Source organism: Pseudooceanicola sp. NS-SX9, from assembly GCF_057380705.1.
On record NZ_CM170818.1, the window covers coordinates 167,020 to 184,910 of the forward strand.

Annotated in this window: 20 protein-coding genes; 12 read left to right on the forward strand and 8 right to left on the reverse strand. The window is 65.6% G+C overall.

Annotated features, from left to right (window positions below; genetic code table 11):
* Positions 1–2: 2 nt before the first annotated feature.
* Both AC2ITM_RS00790 and AC2ITM_RS00795 read left to right on the forward strand, forming a co-directional pair.
* Positions 3–1,217 carry a class I SAM-dependent RNA methyltransferase gene (locus AC2ITM_RS00790; RefSeq protein ID WP_486467941.1) on the forward strand — a complete coding sequence of 405 codons (1,215 nt, stop codon included), beginning with the start codon at positions 3–5 and terminating at the stop codon, positions 1,215–1,217.
* An 89-nt stretch (positions 1,218–1,306) separates the two neighbouring features.
* Complete coding sequence (locus AC2ITM_RS00795; protein ID WP_486467942.1) at positions 1,307–1,807, forward strand: L,D-transpeptidase family protein; 501 nt, start codon at positions 1,307–1,309, stop codon at positions 1,805–1,807.
* A gap of 94 nt (positions 1,808–1,901) precedes the next feature.
* Here AC2ITM_RS00795 and dalA read toward each other — a convergent pair whose 3' ends face one another.
* Positions 1,902–2,459: a divisome-associated lipoprotein DalA gene (gene dalA / locus AC2ITM_RS00800; protein ID WP_486467943.1), complete on the reverse strand. Its 558-nt coding sequence runs from the start codon at positions 2,457–2,459 to the stop codon at positions 1,902–1,904.
* 178 nt (positions 2,460–2,637) lie between these two features.
* Between dalA and AC2ITM_RS00805 the strand changes: the two genes are divergently transcribed.
* Together AC2ITM_RS00805 and AC2ITM_RS00810 are read left to right on the forward strand one after the other, a co-directional pair.
* Positions 2,638–3,255 (forward strand): L,D-transpeptidase, encoded by a 618-nt coding sequence (locus tag AC2ITM_RS00805; protein WP_486467944.1) that lies wholly within the window; start codon positions 2,638–2,640, stop codon positions 3,253–3,255.
* Between the two features lie 157 nt (positions 3,256–3,412).
* Entirely contained in the window at positions 3,413–3,595 is a 183-nt protein-coding gene (locus AC2ITM_RS00810) for a hypothetical protein (RefSeq protein ID WP_486467945.1), read from the forward strand.
* 89 nt (positions 3,596–3,684) lie between these two features.
* Here AC2ITM_RS00810 and hemH read toward each other — a convergent pair whose 3' ends face one another.
* Positions 3,685–4,725: a ferrochelatase gene (hemH, locus tag AC2ITM_RS00815; RefSeq protein WP_486467946.1), complete on the reverse strand. Its 1,041-nt coding sequence runs from the start codon at positions 4,723–4,725 to the stop codon at positions 3,685–3,687.
* An 86-nt stretch (positions 4,726–4,811) separates the two neighbouring features.
* Positions 4,812–5,636 carry a methyltransferase domain-containing protein gene (locus AC2ITM_RS00820; protein WP_486467947.1) on the reverse strand — a complete coding sequence of 275 codons (825 nt, stop codon included), beginning with the start codon at positions 5,634–5,636 and terminating at the stop codon, positions 4,812–4,814.
* On the opposite strand from AC2ITM_RS00820, the gene AC2ITM_RS00825 reads away from it, so the two are divergent.
* Genes AC2ITM_RS00825 through AC2ITM_RS00835 form a run of 3 tightly spaced genes read left to right on the forward strand, consistent with a single transcriptional unit; the run spans position 5,635 to position 7,182 of the window.
* Positions 5,635–6,393 carry a ComF family protein gene (locus tag AC2ITM_RS00825; RefSeq protein WP_486467948.1) on the forward strand — a complete coding sequence of 253 codons (759 nt, stop codon included), beginning with the start codon at positions 5,635–5,637 and terminating at the stop codon, positions 6,391–6,393. The two genes, AC2ITM_RS00820 and AC2ITM_RS00825, sit on opposite strands and share 2 nt — an antisense overlap.
* 41 nt (positions 6,394–6,434) lie before the next feature.
* Positions 6,435–6,695, forward strand: coding sequence for a glutaredoxin 3 (grxC, locus tag AC2ITM_RS00830; RefSeq protein ID WP_486467949.1), 261 nt, complete (start codon positions 6,435–6,437; stop codon positions 6,693–6,695).
* 46 nt (positions 6,696–6,741) lie between these two features.
* Complete coding sequence (locus AC2ITM_RS00835) at positions 6,742–7,182, forward strand: MarR family winged helix-turn-helix transcriptional regulator (protein WP_486467950.1); 441 nt, start codon at positions 6,742–6,744, stop codon at positions 7,180–7,182.
* Positions 7,183–7,259: 77 nt separating this feature from the next.
* Here AC2ITM_RS00835 and ubiG read toward each other — a convergent pair whose 3' ends face one another.
* Positions 7,260–8,006: a bifunctional 2-polyprenyl-6-hydroxyphenol methylase/3-demethylubiquinol 3-O-methyltransferase UbiG gene (gene ubiG, locus AC2ITM_RS00840; protein WP_486467951.1), complete on the reverse strand. Its 747-nt coding sequence runs from the start codon at positions 8,004–8,006 to the stop codon at positions 7,260–7,262.
* A 53-nt stretch (positions 8,007–8,059) separates the two neighbouring features.
* Here ubiG and pip point away from each other — a divergent pair, with 53 nt between their 5' ends.
* The 5 genes from pip to infB all read left to right on the forward strand — a co-directional run bounded on the left by pip (position 8,060) and on the right by infB (position 14,648).
* A complete protein-coding gene (gene pip, locus AC2ITM_RS00845; protein ID WP_486467952.1) occupies positions 8,060–9,028 on the forward strand; it encodes a prolyl aminopeptidase in 969 nt (322 codons plus the stop codon).
* Positions 9,029–9,267: 239 nt separating this feature from the next.
* Positions 9,268–9,852: a ribosome maturation factor RimP gene (gene rimP / locus AC2ITM_RS00850; protein ID WP_486467953.1), complete on the forward strand. Its 585-nt coding sequence runs from the start codon at positions 9,268–9,270 to the stop codon at positions 9,850–9,852.
* A gap of 3 nt (positions 9,853–9,855) precedes the next feature.
* The gene (nusA, locus tag AC2ITM_RS00855) at positions 9,856–11,475 is read left to right on the forward strand and encodes a transcription termination factor NusA (RefSeq protein WP_486467954.1); all 1,620 of its coding nucleotides are present in this window, start codon (positions 9,856–9,858) and stop codon (positions 11,473–11,475) included.
* 20 nt (positions 11,476–11,495) lie between these two features.
* Entirely contained in the window at positions 11,496–12,086 is a 591-nt protein-coding gene (locus AC2ITM_RS00860) for an RNA-binding protein (RefSeq protein WP_486467955.1), read from the forward strand.
* 42 nt (positions 12,087–12,128) lie between these two features.
* A complete protein-coding gene (gene infB, locus AC2ITM_RS00865) occupies positions 12,129–14,648 on the forward strand; it encodes a translation initiation factor IF-2 (protein ID WP_486467956.1) in 2,520 nt (839 codons plus the stop codon).
* Positions 14,649–14,871: 223 nt separating this feature from the next.
* Here infB and AC2ITM_RS00870 read toward each other — a convergent pair whose 3' ends face one another.
* The 4 genes from AC2ITM_RS00870 to AC2ITM_RS00885 form a co-directional block, all read right to left on the reverse strand.
* A complete protein-coding gene (locus AC2ITM_RS00870) occupies positions 14,872–15,012 on the reverse strand; it encodes a hypothetical protein (RefSeq protein WP_202397679.1) in 141 nt (46 codons plus the stop codon).
* A gap of 273 nt (positions 15,013–15,285) precedes the next feature.
* Entirely contained in the window at positions 15,286–15,690 is a 405-nt protein-coding gene (locus AC2ITM_RS00875) for a (deoxy)nucleoside triphosphate pyrophosphohydrolase (RefSeq protein ID WP_486467957.1), read from the reverse strand.
* Positions 15,687–16,916, reverse strand: coding sequence for a bifunctional glutamate N-acetyltransferase/amino-acid acetyltransferase ArgJ (gene argJ, locus AC2ITM_RS00880; protein WP_486467958.1), 1,230 nt, complete (start codon positions 16,914–16,916; stop codon positions 15,687–15,689). The genes AC2ITM_RS00875 and argJ overlap by 4 nt, the downstream gene beginning before the upstream one ends.
* Positions 16,917–16,920: 4 nt before the next feature.
* Complete coding sequence (locus AC2ITM_RS00885) at positions 16,921–17,865, reverse strand: peptidylprolyl isomerase (protein ID WP_486467959.1); 945 nt, start codon at positions 17,863–17,865, stop codon at positions 16,921–16,923.
* Between the last annotated feature and the right edge of the window lie 26 nt (positions 17,866–17,891).

Below are 17,891 nucleotides of genomic sequence, written 5' to 3' on the forward strand. Positions count from 1 at the left end.
ACATGGAACATCGCATCGAACGTCTAGGCCACCATGGCGACGGCGTGGCCCCCGGCCCCGTCTTCGCCCCCATGACCCTTCCCGGCGAAACCGTCAGCGGCACGCTGAACGGCGACCGGCTGGAGAACGTGAAGATCCTCGTGCCCTCGCCCGACCGGGTGGCGGCGCCCTGCCGGCACTTCCGCTCCTGCGGGGGCTGCGCGGTGCAGCACGCGGCCGAGGATTACGTGGCCGACTGGAAGCTGGGCATCGTGCGCACCGCGCTGCAGGCCCAGGGGATCGAGGCCGAATTCCTGCCCGTCGCGACCTCTCCGGCGCGTTCGCGTCGTCGCGCGGCGGTGTCGGCCAGAAAGACCAAGGGCGGCGCGCTGGCGGGGTTCCACGGCCGGGCCTCGGATGCGATCGTGGCGGTGCCCGAGTGCCAGCTGCTGCACCCCGACCTGATGCAGGCGATCCCCGTGGCCGAGGCGCTGGCCATCGCCGGTGGCGCCCGCAAGGGCGAACTGTCGGTGCTGGCCACGCTGTCGGACGGCGGCCTTGATGTTGCGGTGACGGGCGGCAAGCCGCTGGACGAGGCGCTGCGCATGGGCCTGACCGCGACCGCCCAGCAGCTGGGCCTGGCCCGGCTGTCGTGGGAGGACGAGGTGATCGTCACCCTGACGCCGCCGGTGCAGCGGTTCGGCCGCGCCCGGGTGGTGCCGCCGCCGGGATCCTTCCTGCAGGCCACCGCCCATGGCGAGGCCGTGCTGCGCGACGCGGTGCTGGGGATCATCGGCGATGCCCGGAAGGTCGCGGACCTGTTCGCCGGTTGCGGCACCTTCGCGCTGCCGATCTCGGAACGGGCCGATGTCTGGGCGCTGGAAGGCAGCAAGCCGATGATCGCCGCCCTGGAAGACGGCTGGCGGCGCGCCGGTGGCCTGCATGCGCTGAAGGCGCAGGCGCGTGACCTGTTCCGCAACCCCGCCGAGGGGATCGACTTCAAGGGCATCGACGCCGTGGTCATCGACCCGCCGCGCGCCGGTGCCGAGGCCCAGACCCGCTGCATCGCCGAGGCCAAGGTGCCGGTGGTGGCCTCGGTGTCGTGCAACCCGGTGACCTTTGCCCGCGACGCCCGCATCCTGTTGGCGGCGGGCTACCGGATGGGTCCGGTGCAGGTGGTCGACCAGTTCCGCTGGTCGCCGCATGCCGAACTGGTCGCGGCCTTTCACCTCACTTAAACGCGAGGGCGGCATGCTGGCTTCTGCGATGCACGCGGAAGTGATATGTTGGCCTCAGGCAGAAAACCTGAATCATAATCGGGGCAGTGATGAAACGGGCAGTGATGTTCCTGGCCATGGCGTTGGCGATGGTGCTGACGCTTGCGGGCTGTGTCAGCAAGATCCAGACCTATGACGGTCCGGAAGTGACGCGGATCCTGGTCTTCAAGGGCGACCGCAAGATGTACCTCATGCATGGGGGCGTCGCGATGAAGACCTACAATATCGAACTGGGCTTCGATCCGGTGGGGCCGAAGCAGTTCAGCGGTGACGGCAAGACACCCGAGGGCACCTATTACATCGACCGGCGGAACGCGAATTCGCAGTTCCACCTGTCGGTCGGGATCTCTTATCCGAACCCCGCGCAGATGGCCTTTGCGGCGCAGCAGGGCAAGCAGCCGGGCGGTGACATCTTCATCCACGGCGCCCCCAATTCCGGCGCCGACGTGGTGGGGGACTGGACGGCAGGCTGCATCGCGGTGTCGAACAAGGATATCGAGGAAATCTTCTCGATGGTTCCCGAAGGGACGCTGATCACCATCTTCCCCTGACCCGGGGCGAGTGTTGCAAAAAAGCCCGGCATCGCAGGATGCCGGGCTTTTTTCTTAGGCGCGCTTCCGCCGATCGGACCTTGGGTCAATCGGCTCAGTTGCGCTGAGAGACCTTCTCGGTACCCGGGTCGGGCAGGGTCGAGCCGATGACCAGCGTCCACCAGATCTTGCCGTTCGGGTCCTGGTGCCAGGCAATGCCCATGTCGGTTGCCGACTTGTCGAGGATCACCCGGCGGGTGTCTTTCTCGTTCGACCAGGCGGCCAGGGTTTCCAGTTCGGTCTCGTAGGTTTCCGAGATATCCTCGCCGACGAGGCGGCCCTGGTAGCCCACGCGCTCGACCCGGTCGACCGGCGAAGAGCCGTCAGAGCCAAAGTGCCATGGGCGGTTTTGTCTAGACATATCAAGGGAATGCGTGGCGGCTGCGGCGGTCAGCTGCGGGCTCAGCTGCAGCGGCGCGGCGCCTGCGGCCTGACGCAGGGCATTGACCGAGTCGAGCATCTCGTAGGGGATCTTGCTGTCGGCATCCCGCGGCATGTGGTAGACCTGCGGCAGAGGCTTGCCATCCGGTCCGAGTTGCGGCGCTTGCGAGCCGGTGGTGGCGCACGCCGAGAGGGCCAGCGTTGCCGAGATCAAGAGAGGTAGAATGCGCATTCAGATCCTGCCCGATTAGGTGTGTTGAAACCCGCTTAGCGCGGCGCAAAGACCTTAGCAAACGCACAAGCGGGTGAGAAAGTTCGCTGACACTTGTTTGAGTTGCCGCTATAGCCGCAGCGCCCTACCTTTTCGCAGCATTTTCGGTCCCAACGTACCGCAAGGTTACGGAGTCCCCATGAAACCCAACAACAAGTCCACGCGCCGTGCCTTCCTTGCCACTGGCGCTGCCATGCTGGCGACGCCCGCGTTCGCCCAGTCCCATACCGCCGCTTACGATGCTCCCTTCCAGGAACCCGAAGCGCCGGTCGAGCGCGACCCGGCGAAGGCCGCGCGCCGCAATATCTCGTCCTTCCGCACGCTGGATTGGCAGCCCTACTTCGACAACACGAAGAACGGCGTCATCCTGGTCGACATCGACAGCCGCGCCCTGCATTTCTGGTCCGAGGACCGGACGATCTACAAGCTGTACCCGACCTCGGTTCCGCTCTCTCCGGACCTGACGCGCCGGGGCCGCACGCGGGTCGTTCTGAAGGACCCGCATCCCAGCTGGCGTCCGACCCCGGCGATGAAGGAGCGCGATCCCGAATGGCCCGATTTCATCCCGCCGGGCCCGGAGAATCCCCTGGGCACCCGTGCCCTGCACCTGAGCTGGACCTACTACCGGATCCACGGCACCCAGGATACGCGCAAGATCGGTCGCCCCTCGTCGAACGGCTGCATCGGCCTTTATAACCAGCACATCGAGGAGCTTTACGACCTCGCCGTGGTGGGGACGCAGGTGTTGCTAATTTGACCACAGGTCGTCGGCAAGCGTAAGGCGAAAACCAAGTTCGAATTGCTTTTGATACGGGCCGATCTATTACATCAGACTCACGAGGTAAGTCTTAGCGCCGCCCTCAATGTGTCTGACGATCGTGTGATGACACGGCGGCTTTTATCTGGAGGTTAACATGAAGAAACTCGTTCTCGCAGCCGTTCTCGCTGGCTCCGCAACCGCAGCTTCGGCTGGCTCGCTGGCTCAGCCGGTCATCGAAGCACCGGTCGTCGTGCAAGAAACCAAAAGCTCCTCCACCGGGATCATCATCCCGCTGGTGATCCTGGCTGTGGTGGCTGCTGCTGTCGCGTCCAACTAAGACGCGGCCTCAGGGCAAAACGGAAAAGGCGGTGGAGCAATCCACCGCCTTTTTCGCATTCTGCAGGCCTTGGGGCCGGGCGGCGGCCCTCAGGCCAGCCAGCCCGAAAGGTTCGCCTCGATCGCCGCGCCCAGGGCCGCGATATGGGCATCGTCGTCGTTCAGGCAGGGGATGTAGGTAAAGCTTTCGCCGCCGGCATGGACGAAGCTTTCGCGGATCTCCTCGTTGATCTCTTCCAGCGTCTCGATGCAGTCGGCCGAGAACGCCGGCGCCATGATGGAGATGCGCTTCTTGCCGGCCTTGGCCAGCCGCGCGACCTCTTCCACGGTATAGGGCTTCAGCCATTCCTCGGGGCCGAATTTCGACTGGAAGGTGGTGATGATCCGCCCGTCCGCCAGCCCCAGCCGTTCCTTCAGCAGCCGCGTCGTCTTGTGGCAATGGCAGTGGTACGGGTCGCCTTCGTGCAGGTAGCGTTCCGGCAGCCCGTGGTACGAGCACACCAGGATGTCGGGTTCCTGCGCCAGCCCGGCATAGGCCCGCGTGACCGAGGCCGCCAGCGCCTCGACATAGGTGGGGCTGTCGAAATAGGGCGGCAGGGTGCGCGAGGCGGGCTGCCATTTCAGCTCCATCAGGGCGCGGAAGAACTGGTCGTTGGCGGTCGCGGTCGTGGCGCCGGCGTATTGCGGGTAAAGCGGGCAGAACAGGATCTTCGAGCACCCCTCTGCGACCATCCGCGCCACCACCGATTTCGTCGAGGGATTGCCGTAGCGCATGCAGTAGTCGACCACCACGTTGCCTTCGCCATAGCGCGCCTCCAGCGCCGTCTTCAGCTTGGCATGCTGGGCCTTGGTGATGGTCATCAGGGGCGATTCATTGGCCTCGTTGTTCCAGATCGACCGGTAGGCCTTGCCGGATTTCGACGGCCGCACCGTCAGCACGATGCCCTGCAGGATCGGCTGCCACTTCCACGCCGGGTAGTCGATGACCCGCTTGTCGGACAGGAATTCCGACAGGTAGCGCCGCATCGAGCGGTAGTCGGTGCCATCGGGCGTGCCGAGGTTGGCGATCAGCACGCCCACTTTCTCGCGCGGCAGCGCGGGATGGTTGGCGGGGCGGTGGGCATCGGTCATGGGGCACTCCTGAAGATGGTCCGCCCCCGAGATAGACGCCCGGGGCGGCAGGTCAATGCGGTCTGGCGCACCATATCCTGTGCGGGTCAGGATTTCAGTGGGGTTTCCCGGGTGCCAAGGGCCGCCGCGAGGGATGTCATCGCCGAACCGGGCCGCAGCGGCTGCTGCTGGCTTTCGTGCGGCGACCAGCCGGTCAGGGTGACCAGCTCGAAGGTGGCGGGGATGCGGCCTTCGGGATCGGCATGGGTTTCAAGGTACAGCTCGATCGCGCGCAGGAAGACGGCGCGGCGGGTCGGGCGGCGCAAGCGGGCCTGCAGCGCGTTGCTTTCGCCCATGGCGCGCAGCTCGGCCATCAGGCGCAGCGGGTGGCTGTAGGTGACGGGGGTGCGGTCGTTGTCGGCCACCGGCAGGGCAAAGCCCGCACGCTGCAGCAGCGCGCCCAGGTCGCGGACCTCGCCCATGGGGGCGACGCGGGGCGACAGGCCGCCGGTGACCTCGATCTCGGCCTGGCCCAGGCAGGCGCGCAGCTCGGTCAGGGTCTGGCCGCCGAAGAACACCCCCAGGAACAGCCCGTCGGGGCGCAGGGCGCGGCGGCACTGGATCAGCTGGCCTACCGGGTCGTTGCGCCAGTGCAGGTCCATCACGTGGATCACCAGATCGGCGCTGCCTTCCGCCAGGTCCAGCGTATCGGCGGCGGCCAGGATGCGGGGGCGCACCGGCAGGTCCTGCACCAGGCGCTGCCAGTGGTCGGGGAAGGGTGTGATCAGCACCGCATCCGTGAAGGTTTTCTTAACCATGCCGAGGCGATCCTGCAGGTCCTGAGCCACCAGGTCATGCAGGAACAGGCCTTCGGGGGTGGCGCGGGCGCGGTGGCGGGCAAGGGCCGCCATGTCGGTCAGGATCTGGCTCATGGGGAACAGAGATAAGCGCCTTCAGGGGGCAGTGCAAACGGCGTTGCGGGTGATCTATCCGGCGCGCTGTTTGTGCTGCGGCGGGCTGGTGGACAGCGATTTCGGGCTGTGTGCGGGATGCTGGGCAGATACCCCCTTTCTGGGGGGAATGGTCTGCGACGGCTGCGGGGCGCCGCTGCCGGGCGGCTATGCGGGCGAGGTGGCGCGCTGCGACCAGTGCCTGAAGGATCCGCCCCCCTGGCGGCAGGGCCGGGCGGCGCTGATGTACGAAGGCATGGGGCGGCGGCTGGTGATGGCGTTGAAGCACGGCGATCGCCACGACATCGCGGCGCCTGCCGCCGACTGGCTGCTGGACAGCGCAGCCCCGATGCTGTGCGACGGCATGGTGGTGGCGCCGGTGCCGCTGCATTGGCGGCGGATGTGGAAGCGCGGCTACAACCAGGCGGCGCTGCTGTCGCGGGGGCTGGCGCGGCGTCTGGCGGGGCGCGGGGCGCTGGATCTGCCGGATCTGCTGGTCCGGCGCCGCGCCACGCCGGGCCTCGACCACCGCGGTCGCACGGAACGCGCGGCGCTGCTGGCGGACACCATGGCGGTCGATCCGCGCCACCTCGCGCGGCTGCGGGGCCGGCCGGTGCTGCTGGTGGACGATGTGCTGACCAGCGGCGCGACCTTTTCCGAGGCGACACGGGCTTGCGTTGCGGCAGGTTCCGGGCCGGTGTCCGTTCTGGCACTGGCGCGCGTGGCGAAATCGCCCTAGTTTGCCGGATGTCCCCGATCCGAACCGAAAGCGTCTCTCTCATGCAGCCGATCGACATCTACACCACGCCGACCTGCGGCTATTGCCAGGCCGCCAAGCGCCTGCTGACCCAGAAGGGCGCCGATTTCAACGAGATCGACGTCAGCGCCGACCCCGAGTTGCGCCAGAAGATGACCGAGCGCGCCCATGGCGGCCGGACCGTGCCGCAGATCTTCATCGGTGGCGCCCATGTCGGCGGCTGCGACGACCTTTACGCGCTGGAGCGCGACGGCAAGCTGGATGCGCTGCTTGCGGATGCATGAACGCTGCCCCTGCGGGGCACGGCCCCAAAGGGACTGACGACCAACCATGAGCGACGCCCGCAATTCCCTTGCCATCGCCCTGTTCTCGGAGATCCTGGCGGCGGATCAGCTGATCCGCAACCGCCTGTCGAAGGTGTTGCCGAAGGGGATGGAGCTGTCGCATTTCTCGGTGCTGAACCACCTGGCACGGGCGAGCACGGAACGCACGCCCGCGCAGCTGGCGCAGAGTTTCCACGTGACCCGCGGCGCGATGACCAACACGCTGTCCAAGCTGGAATGGGCGGGATACGTGCATATCCGTCCCGACTGGGACGATGCGCGGCGCAAGATGGTGGCGATCAGCCCGGCGGGGCGCATGGCGCGCGATGCAGCCCTGGCCGCGGTGGCGCCGATGTTCGCCCAGGTCGTCGACGAGATGAGCGAGGACAAGGTGCGCGCGCTGCTGCCGATCCTGCGGGAATTGCGCGGCAAGCTGGAGGATGGCTAGGGGGAGGGGGCTCTGCCCCCGTCTCCTGCGGAGACTCCCCCGGAGTATTTATGGCCAGATGACGGGGAACCCGGCCTTCAGGCCGGGCGGTGCGCCGCGGTGACGTAATTGACGCTGAGGTCGCGGTCGCTGATCTTCCACTGCCAGGTCACCGGGTTGAAGATGTAGCCCTTGCGGTCGACGGGCGTCATGCCGGCCTGGCGGATCAGCGCGTAGAGTTCGTCGGGGGTGATGAACTTGGCCCAGTCATGGGTGCCCTTGGGCAGCCAGCGCATCACCCATTCGGCACCGACGATGGCCATGGCAAAGCTTTTCGCGTTGCGGTTCAGGGTCGAGCACAGGTGCAGCCCGCCAGGTTTCAGCAGGTCGTGGCAGGCGGTCAGGTAGGCCAGCGGATCGGCGACGTGTTCGACCACTTCCATGTTCAGCACGACGTCGAACTGTTCGCCGGCGGCGGCCATGGCCTCTGCTGTGGTGTGGCGGTAGTCGATCTGCAGGCCGGATTGTTCGGCATGGGTCTGCGCGACGGGGATGTTCTTCGGCGCCGCATCAACGCCCACGACGGTGGCGCCCAGCCGTGCCATCGGTTCGCACAGAAGGCCGCCGCCGCAGCCGATGTCGAGGATCCGGATCCCCTGGAACGGTGCCTTGTCCTTGAGATCACGGGAGAATTCGGCAGCGATCTGGGTGGTGATGTAGTCCAGGCGGACCGGGTTCATCATGTGGAGCGGCTTGAACTTGCCCGTCGGGTCCCACCACTCCGCAGCCATGGCTTCGAACTTGGCGACTTCGGCGGGGTCGATGGTTGTCGTGTCGGTTTGCATTCCGCGCTCCTTGCGGTCATGGTGGCTCAACCCCCCTTCTACAGGGAGACGTCATGGATAGGAACTCGGGGCAAAGAGCCGCAGGTCAAGTGCTGTATCCGCCGGTTGATCCCTTCGATCAGCGGATGCTGGACGTGGGCGACGGCCACACGATCTATGTCGAGCAGTCCGGCAACCCCGAGGGGATCCCCGTCGTGGTGCTGCATGGCGGCCCGGGCGGCGGCTGTTCCCCGGCGATGCGGCGCTACTTCGACCCGGCGCAGTACCGCGTGGTGCTGTTCGACCAGCGCGGCTGCGGGCGTTCGCGCCCCTTTGCCGGGGTCGAGGCCAACACCACCTGGCACCTCGTCCGCGACATCGAGCTGATCCGGGAAACCCTGGGCATCGACAGCTGGATCGTCTTCGGCGGTTCCTGGGGCGCCACCCTGTCGCTGGTCTATGCCCAGGCCCACCCCGAGCGTACCCGCCATCTGGTGCTGCGCGGCGTCTTCCTGATGACCCGCTCCGAGCTTGACTGGTTCTATGGTGGCGGCGCGGCGGCCTTCTGGCCCGACACCTGGGCCCGCTTCACCGCCCCCATCCCCGAGGACGAGCGTCACGATCTGATCGGCGCCTATGCCCGGCGCCTCTTCACCGGCAACCAGGCCGAGGAAGTCACCTATGCCAAGGCCTGGTCGGCCTGGGAAAACGCCCTTGCCTCGATGGCCTCGACCGGCCACGGCGGCGAACCGCCGGGCCAGTATGCCCGCGCCTTCGCCCGGCTGGAAAACCACTACTTCACCCATCTCGGCTGGTTGCAGGACAACCAGCTGCTGGACCAGGCCCACCGCATTGCCCATATCCCGGGCCATATCGTGCAGGGCCGCTACGACATGATCTGCCCGCCGCGCATGGCCCATGCCCTGCACCGTGCCTGGCCCCGGTCCGAGCTGCGGATGATCCCCGACGCCGGCCATGCCCTGTCGGAACCCGGGATTTCGGCGGAGCTTGTCCGCATCATGAATGCCCTCGTCCCCGGCTGACGCAGGGGACTAACCGGTTCTTTCATCTGGCCAAAAATACTCCCGCCGGAGGCCCGGTGCCGCCCGGCGGCACCGGTTGCACCATCCGCCAAACCGCGCCAAGGCCGATTTTCCTTGCGATTCGCCAGTCAAAGACCTATATCCCCTTCAACAGCGGCGTGTCGGTGCCTTCCTGGTCCGACGCTCCACCGGAAGCACCGACGGGCCGCGCGCCCGTTTTTTTGTACCCGGATCATCCCATGACCGACCTCATCGCGAAAACCGCCATCGATCGCCGCCTGGCCGAGATCGTCTCTCCCGTCCTCGAGGACATGGGGTTCGAGCTCGTCCGCCTGCGGCTGATGGGTGGCGACATCAAGACCCTTCAGATCATGGCCGAGCGCCCCGACGGCGGTATCGACGTCGACGAATGCGCCGACATCTCGAACGCGGTCTCGGCCGTGCTCGACGTCGAGGACCCGATCACCGACAACTACACCCTCGAGGTCTCGAGCCCCGGCATTGACCGTCCGCTGACGCGCCTGAAAGATTTCGACACCTACGAAGGCTATGACGCCCGCCTCGAGACCGCCGAGCTGGTCGGCGGCCGCAAGCGCTTCAAGGGCGTGCTGGCCGGTGTGGAGGACGACGAGGTCCTCATCAACATCGAGGACCAGGGCGAGGACGTCACCGTCGGGCTGAAGTTCGACTGGCTGGTCGAAGCCAAGCTTGTCCTGACGGACGAGCTGATCAAGCAGATGCTGAAGGCCCGCAAGGACGCAGGCGTTCTGAACGAAGAGAATTTTGACGAGATCGAGACCGATCCGGACTCCCAGGAGGACTGAGACATGGCCATCACCTCTGCCAACCAGCTGGAGCTGCTCCAGACTGCCGAGGCCGTTGCCCGCGAGAAGATGATCGACCCCGGTCTGGTGGTCGAGGCGATGGAGGAATCCCTCGCCCGTGCCGCCAAGAGCCGCTACGGCTCCGAGATGGACATCCGCGTGAAGATCGACCGCAAGACCGGCCGTGCCACCTTCACCCGCGTCCGCACCGTGGTCGCCGATGAGGATCTGGAAAACTACCAGTCCGAGCTGACCGTCAAGCAGGCCAAGCAGTACATGGCCGATCCGCAGATCGGCGACACCTTCGTCGAAGAGGTCCCGCCCGTGGAAATGGGCCGCATCGCCGCGCAATCCGCCAAGCAGGTGATCCTGCAGAAGGTGCGCGAAGCCGAGCGTGACCGCCAGTTCAACGAATTCAAGGACCGCGTCGGCAGCATCATCAACGGTGTCGTCAAGCGCGAGGAATACGGCAACGTCATCGTCGATATCGGCACCGGCGAAGGCATCCTGCGCCGCAACGAGAAGATCGGCCGCGAAGCCTATCGTCCGAACGACCGCATCCGCTGCTTCATCAAGGACGTGCGCCGCGAAACCCGTGGCCCGCAGGTCTTCCTGTCGCGCACCGCGCCCGAGTTCATGGCGGAACTGTTCAAGATGGAAGTGCCGGAAATCTACGACGGCATCATTGAAATCAAAGCCGTGGCCCGCGATCCCGGTTCGCGCGCCAAGATCGGCGTGATCTCCTATGACAGCTCGATCGACCCGGTCGGCGCCTGCGTCGGTATGCGCGGCAGCCGCGTGCAGGCCGTCGTGAACGAGCTTCAGGGCGAGAAGATCGACATCATTCCGTGGTCCGACGACATGCCGACCTTCCTGGTGAACGCGCTGCAACCGGCCGAAGTCACCAAGGTGGTTCTGGACGAGGATGCCGAGCGCATCGAGGTCGTGGTCCCCGAGGAACAGCTGTCGCTGGCCATCGGCCGTCGCGGTCAGAACGTGCGTCTGGCCTCGCAGCTGACGGGCCTTGATATCGACATCATGACCGAGGCCGAGGAATCCGCCCGTCGCCAGAAGGAATTCGAAGCGCGCACCAAGCTCTTCGTCGACAAGCTGGACCTGGACGAATTCTTTGCCCAGCTGCTGGTTTCGGAAGGCTTCACCAACCTCGAAGAGGTTGCCTATGTGGATCTGGACGAACTGCTGGTCATCGACGGCGTCGACGAGGACACCGCCAAGGAACTTCAGGCCCGCGCCGCGGATTGCCTGGAAGCCGAGGCCAAGGCCGCGCTCGACCATGCCCGCCAGATGGGTGCCGAGGACAGCCTCATTGAATTCGAGGGTCTGACCCCCCAGATGGTAGAGGCCCTGGCGGCGGACGGCGTGAAGACGCTGGAAGACTTCGCCACCTGCGCCGACTGGGAACTGGCCGGCGGCTGGACGACGGTCAACGGCGAGCGCGTCAAGGACGAAGGCCTGCTCGAAAAGTTCGACGTGTCGCTGGAAGAAGCGCAGCACATGGTGATGAACGCGCGTGTCCTCTTGGGCTGGGTCGACCCGTCCGAGCTGGAACCCGAAGCGGCAGATGAAGCCGAGGCGGATGACGCAGAGGAGTCCGAGGCGTAACGCCTCGGGTTCCCTGACCGATGTCTCGCGGTGGACAGGAAAGGGACCCGGAAGCGGGTCCCGAACGCAAATGCATCGTCACGGGTGAGTCGCAGCCGAAAGGCGGGCTGGTCCGTTTCGTTGTGGGTCCGGATGGTTCGGTTTTCCCGGACATCCTCGAAAAACTCCCCGGCCGGGGTATCTGGGTTTCCGCCGATCGGGCGGCAATCGAGACGGCCGCGAAGAAGAAACTGTTTTCCCGGGCGGCGAAACAGCCGGTGACGGTCCCCGATGGGCTGGCCGACATGGTTGAGAAGCTGCTGCTGCGCCACGTGACGGATCTTCTGGCACTGGCACGCAAATCCGGTGACGCCGTCACGGGTTACGAGAAGGTGAAGGACTGGCTGGCCAAGGAAGAGGCCTCCACCCTGATCCAGGCCAGTGACGGATCGGGCCGCGGCAAGTCGAAATTGTCGACCCCCTACAAGGGTCACTACATCGGCTGGCTGACCTCGGACGAGCTGGGCTTGGCCTTCGGGCGGGAATTTGTCATACACGCCGCCTTAGGAACTGGTGGTTTGAGCAAACGTGTTGTAGAGGAGGCCGCAAGGCTGAAAGGCATGCGCGCCTGACGTGAGGCGGGAGGGACCCGCCTGAAAGGAAGTATGGTCCATATGAGCGACAACGACGGCAAAAAGACTTTGGGTGTGCGCGGCAGCGGTCCCCGTCCGGGGAACGTGAAGCAGAGCTTCAGCCATGGCCGCACCAAGAGCGTCGAGGTGGAAGTTAAGAAGAAGCGTACCGTGACGAAGCCTGCCCCTGGCAAGGCTGCGGGCGGTAAGTCTTCGCTTGGCAACCCGTCTCGCCGTCCCGCCGGGATCACCGATGCGGAGATGGAGCGTCGCCTGAAGGCGGTGGCTGCTGCGAAATCGCGCGAAGCGGAAGAGACGGCCCAGCGGGCGCGTGAAGAACGCGAACGCGAGGAAGAGCGTCAGCGCCGCCGCGAGGAAGCGGAGCAGAAGGAACGCGAACAGCGCGAAGCCGAGGAAAAGGCCCGCGCCAAGGCCGAGGAAGAAGAGCGCCGCCGCAAGGAAGAGGAAGAGGCCGCCAAGCGCGCCGCTGCCCAGGCCGCTGCGGCGAAGGAAGCTCCCAAGACGGAAGCGGCTGCGGCTGCCGATCCCGCCCGTGGCGGTGCCGCAAAGGCGCCGGTGCGCGGTGGTGGCAAGGCGCCCGCGGTTCCGGAACGCACCGATCGCGAGGACCGTGGCAACAAGCGCGGCGCGACCCGTGAAGACGGCCGTCGTGCTGGCAAGCTGACGCTGAACCAGGCCCTTTCGGGTGGCGAGGGTGGCCGTCAGAAGTCGCTCGCCTCGATGAAGCGCAAGCAGGAGCGTGCGCGCCAGAAAGCCATGGGCAACCAGCAGCGCGAGAAGATCGTGCGCGACGTCCAGGTGCCCGAGACCATCGTGGTGTCGGAACTGGCGAACCGCATGGCCGAACGCGTCGCGGACGTGGTCAAAGAGCTCATGAAAATGGGCATGATGGTCACGCAGAACCAGACCATCGACCAGGACACCGCCGAGCTGATCGTCGAGGAATTCGGCCATAACATGGTCCGCGTGTCCGACGCCGACGTCGAAGACGTGATCCAGTCCGAAGAGGACAAGGCCGAAGACCTGCAGTCGCGTCCCCCGGTCATCACGATCATGGGCCACGTCGACCACGGCAAGACCTCGCTGCTGGATGCGATCCGCAAGACCAAGGTCGTGTCGGGCGAAGCCGGCGGCATCACGCAGCACATCGGCGCCTATCAGGTGCAGACGACGGGTGGCTCGACGCTGACCTTCCTCGACACGCCCGGCCACGCGGCCTTCACCTCCATGCGTTCGCGCGGGGCCCAGGTGACGGATATCGTGGTTCTGGTCGTGGCGGCGGATGACTCGGTCATGCCGCAGACGATTGAGGCCATCAACCACGCCAAGGCGGCGGGTGTGCCGATGATCGTCGCGATCAACAAGATCGACAAGCCGGCGGCAGATCCCGACCGCGTGCGCGCAGGCCTGCTGCAGTACGAAGTCGTGGTCGAGAAGATGTCCGGTGACGTGCAGGACGTCGAAGTGTCGGCGCATACCGGCCAGGGCCTGGATTCGCTGCTGGAAGCCATCGCGCTGCAGGCAGAGATCCTGGAGCTGAAGGCCAACCCCGACCGCAACGCCGAAGGCGCGGTGATCGAGGCGCAGCTGGACGTCGGCCGTGGCCCCGTTGCGACCGTTCTGGTCCAGAAGGGCACGCTGAAGCAGGGCGACATCTTCGTCGTGGGCGAGCAGTACGGCAAGGTCCGTGCGCTGGTGAACGACAAGGGTGAGCGCGTCAAGGAAGCCGGTCCTTCGGTTCCGGTCGAGGTCCTTGGCCTGCAGGGCACCCCGGAAGCGGGCGACGTGCTGAACGTCGTCTCGACCGAGGCCCAGGCCCGCGAGATTGCCGAATACCGCCGCAACGTCGCCAAAGAGAAGCGCGCTGCAGCCGGTGCCGGCACGACGCTGGAACAGCTGATGGCGAAGGCCAAGGCCGACGAGAACGTCTCGGAGCTGCCGGTCATCGTGAAGGCCGACGTGCAGGGTTCTGCCGAGGCGATTGTCCAGGCGCTGGAAAAGGTCGGCAACGACGAGGTCCGCGTGCGCGTGCTGCACTATGGCGTGGGCGCCATCACCGAAACCGACGTGGGCCTTGCCGAAGCGTCCGGTGCCCCGGTGATCGGCTTCAACGTCCGTGCCAATGCGCCGGCGCGCAACTCGGCCAACCAGAAGGGCGTCGAGATCCGCTATTACAGCGTGATCTACGACCTGGTGGATGACGTGAAGGCGGCGGCCTCGGGCCTGCTGTCGAACGAGATCCGCGAGAACTTCATCGGCTATGCCAACATCAAGGAGGTCTTCAAGGTCTCCAACGTGGGCAAGGTCGCTGGCTGCCTGATCACCGAAGGCGTGGCACGCCGCTCGGCTGGCGTGCGCCTGCTGCGCGACAACGTTGTGGTCCACGAAGGCACGCTGAAGACCCTGAAGCGCTTCAAGGACGAAGTCAGCGAAGTGCATTCGGGCCAGGAATGCGGCATGGCCTTCGAGAACTACGACGACATCCGCCCCGGCGATGTCATCGAGATCTTCGAGCGCGAAGAAGTCGAACGTTCGCTCTGATATTCGGCGTGGCGGGGGCTCTGCCCCCGTCTCCCGTTCCGGGAGACTCCCCCGAGGTATTTCAGAACAAGAAAATGCAGAAGGCGCGCCCGGGATCCCGTGGCGCGCCTTTGGTTTTCATCTTTCCCTAAATATGCCCGCCGGAGGCGGTTAGCAGCTGGCGGGCAGGCATGAAAAAAGGGACGGAGAACCGTCCCTTTCTGTCTTCGGTCTTGCAGGTCGCTCAGGCAGCGGCGGTCTGATTTACCGGAGTGCCGGAGAAAAGTTTCTCGCCCACACGGACTTCCACTTTCCCGTTCGGGAGTGCGCGGACGAACGTGCCCTGGACGGAAACGTAACGACCAATGGTGACGGTCTTCAGCATGGTGGTTTCCCTTTCCCCCTTGAAATTGGTACGTCCAGAGTATCTCAAAATCCGTTAACGGAATATCTAATATTTACTCATTCGTTGTTGTGACGTTACGAAAAACGTTCACATTTTCGAATCTCGTCGGAAATTCGTTTCCGGACACACGAAAATCCTTGCTCAATTCTTGCGTGTTTTCCGCCTTTGCGTGTGGAATGTGGGCATGTGCACGAAAAAGGCGCTCTCCTTGCGGAAAGCGCCCTTGATGTCTGCGAATCACGTTCTAGCGGCTTACAGCCAGTCCTGCAGGATCGGGATTAGCGGCAGGTCGGCGGGGGGCATCGGGTAGTCACGCAGCTGGCCCGGGCGCGCCCAGGCCAGGGTCTGGCCCTCTTTCGGCTGCGGCACGCCGTTCCAGCGGCGGCAGGCGAAGAGCGGCATCAGAAGGTGGAAATCGTCATAGGCATGGCTGGCAAAGGTCAGCGGCGCCAGGCAGCTTTCCCAGGTGTCGATGCCCAGTTCCTCCTGCAGTTCGCGCACCAGGGCGGCTTCCGGGCTTTCGCCCGGTTCCACCTTGCCGCCCGGGAATTCCCAGAGCCCGGCGAGGGATTTCCCCGCGGGGCGTTGGGCCAGCAGGACGCGGCCGTCAGCATCGATCAGCGCCACGGCCGAGACGAGGACCGTCTTCTTCGTCACGAACGGTAGTCCGCGTTGATCGAGATGTAGCCGTGGGTCAGGTCGCAGGTCCAGACGGTGCACTGGCCGCTGCCCAGGCCCAGATCGACGCCGATGCGGATTTCCTGCTGTTTCATCACGGCGGCGCCCTGGTCCTCGCTGTAGGAGGGCGAGACCCAGCCCTTTTCGGCGACCAGCACGTCGTCGAAGGTGATGGTCAGCAGGTCGCGGTCGGCCTCGGCGCCGGATTTGCCGATCGCCATGACGACGCGGCCCCAGTTCGGATCCTCGCCGGCGACGGCGGTCTTGATCAGGGGCGAATTCGCGATGGCCATGGCGTGCACCTTGGCCTCGGCATCCGAGACGGCACCGGTGACGGTGATCTCGACGAACTTGGTGGCGCCCTCGCCGTCCTTCACGACCTGGTGCGCCAGGTCCAGCATGACGGCCTTCAGCGCCTCGGTGAAGGCGGTGTCACCGGCGGTGACCTCGACGCCCGAGGCGCCGGTGGCCGCCAGCAGCAGCGTGTCCGAGGTCGAGGTGTCGCTGTCGACGGTGATGCAGTTGAAGGTGACATCGGTCAGGCCCGACAGCATCCCCTGCAGCACCGGGCGTTCCACCTTGGCGTCGGTGAAGATGTAGACCAGCATGGTGGCCATGTCGGGGGCGATCATCCCCGAGCCCTTGGCGATGCCCGCGATCTTCACCGTGCCGCCGGGCAGCTCGACGGTGGCGGTGGCGCCCTTCGGGAAGGTGTCGGTGGTCATGATCGCATTCGCGGCCTCGGCGATCTTGCCGGGGGCGAGGTTCGATTTCAGCTCGTCGAGCTTGGCGGTGATGCGCTCGTGCTTGAGCGGCTCGCCGATGACGCCGGTCGAGGAGGAGAAGACGCGGGTTTCCTGAAGGCCCAGCATCGCGGCGGTGGCCGAGGTCACCGCGCGGGTCGATTCAATGCCGTTCTTGCCGGTGAAGGCGTTGGAATTGCCCGAGTTCACGATGATCGCCGCACCGCCCGTGCCGTCCAGGCCGATCTTGGCCTGGCAATCCAGCACCGGGGCGGAGCGGGTCTTGGAGCGGGTGAAGACCCCGGCCACCGTGGTGCCGGGATCCATTACGGCGAGCATGACATCCGTTCGCCCCTGGTACTTCACACCGGCCGCAGCGCTTGCAAGGCGCAGACCCCCGATGACGGGAAGGTCAGGGAAGGTCGCGGGTGCGAGGGGAGAGGTAGGATACTTGCCCGCCATGGGTTCACTCCGAAAGGTCGATCGAGTCCAGTTTCGACGGGTCGATGCCGTCGGCCGGAGTCTTATCGACTTGAGCCGCAGCCACAAGGGAATCGATGTACTTGCCGGCCAGGTCCTGCTGAACCTTGTCCTGGATCTGGGCCTTCACGTCCTCGAACTTGGGCGCCTGCTTGCGGGTGTCGAGCAGTTTGATCACGTGCCAGCCGAACTGGGTCTTGACGGGGGCGCTGACCTCGCCGGGTTTCAGGGCGGCCACGGCCTTCTGGAAGTCGGGCACCATCATGCCGTCCGAGAACCAGCCCAGATCGCCGCCGTTCGGGCCCGAGGGACCGGTCGATTTCTCTTTCGCTTCCTTGGCGAAATCGGCGCCGCCTTTCAGGTCCTTCTCGACGGCCTTTGCCTCATCCTCGGTCTTCACGAGGATGTGCGCGGCGTGCCATTCTTCCTTCGGCTCGTAGCCGGCGCCGTATTCCTTGTTGTACTCGGCCTTCAGCGTGTCGTCGTTGATGTTGGCCTGCAGGTAGTCCGCCAGCGCCACGGACGCCATGGTCGAGCGGTCGGTGTTGTCGAGCGAGTACTGCACGATCTTCGGCACGGCGCCCTTGTAGGACTGCTTCAGCACTTCCTGCTGGATCAGCTGGTTCAGCAGGCCCGGGAAGATGACCGAGGTCGGGATCTTCTGATATTGCTGGGGCAGCGCGTCGCGCGCGGTCAGCAGGTGACCCACGGTGATCTTGGTGCCGCCGACGGTCGCCAGGACGGTGTCGGGGGTGACCGGGGTCTCGTCCTTCTTGGTATCGGCGGCCTTGTCCGCAGCCGGGGCGGCGGTGGCGGGGGCCTCGGTCTTGGCAGCGGGGGCAGGGGTCGTGGTGGCGGCCGTGTCCTCGGCCATGGCGAAGGCCGGCAGGCACAGGGCCAGGGCAGTTGCGCAGGCAAGACGGTTGATCATGGGAATTCCTCGGTATTGACCGCGCG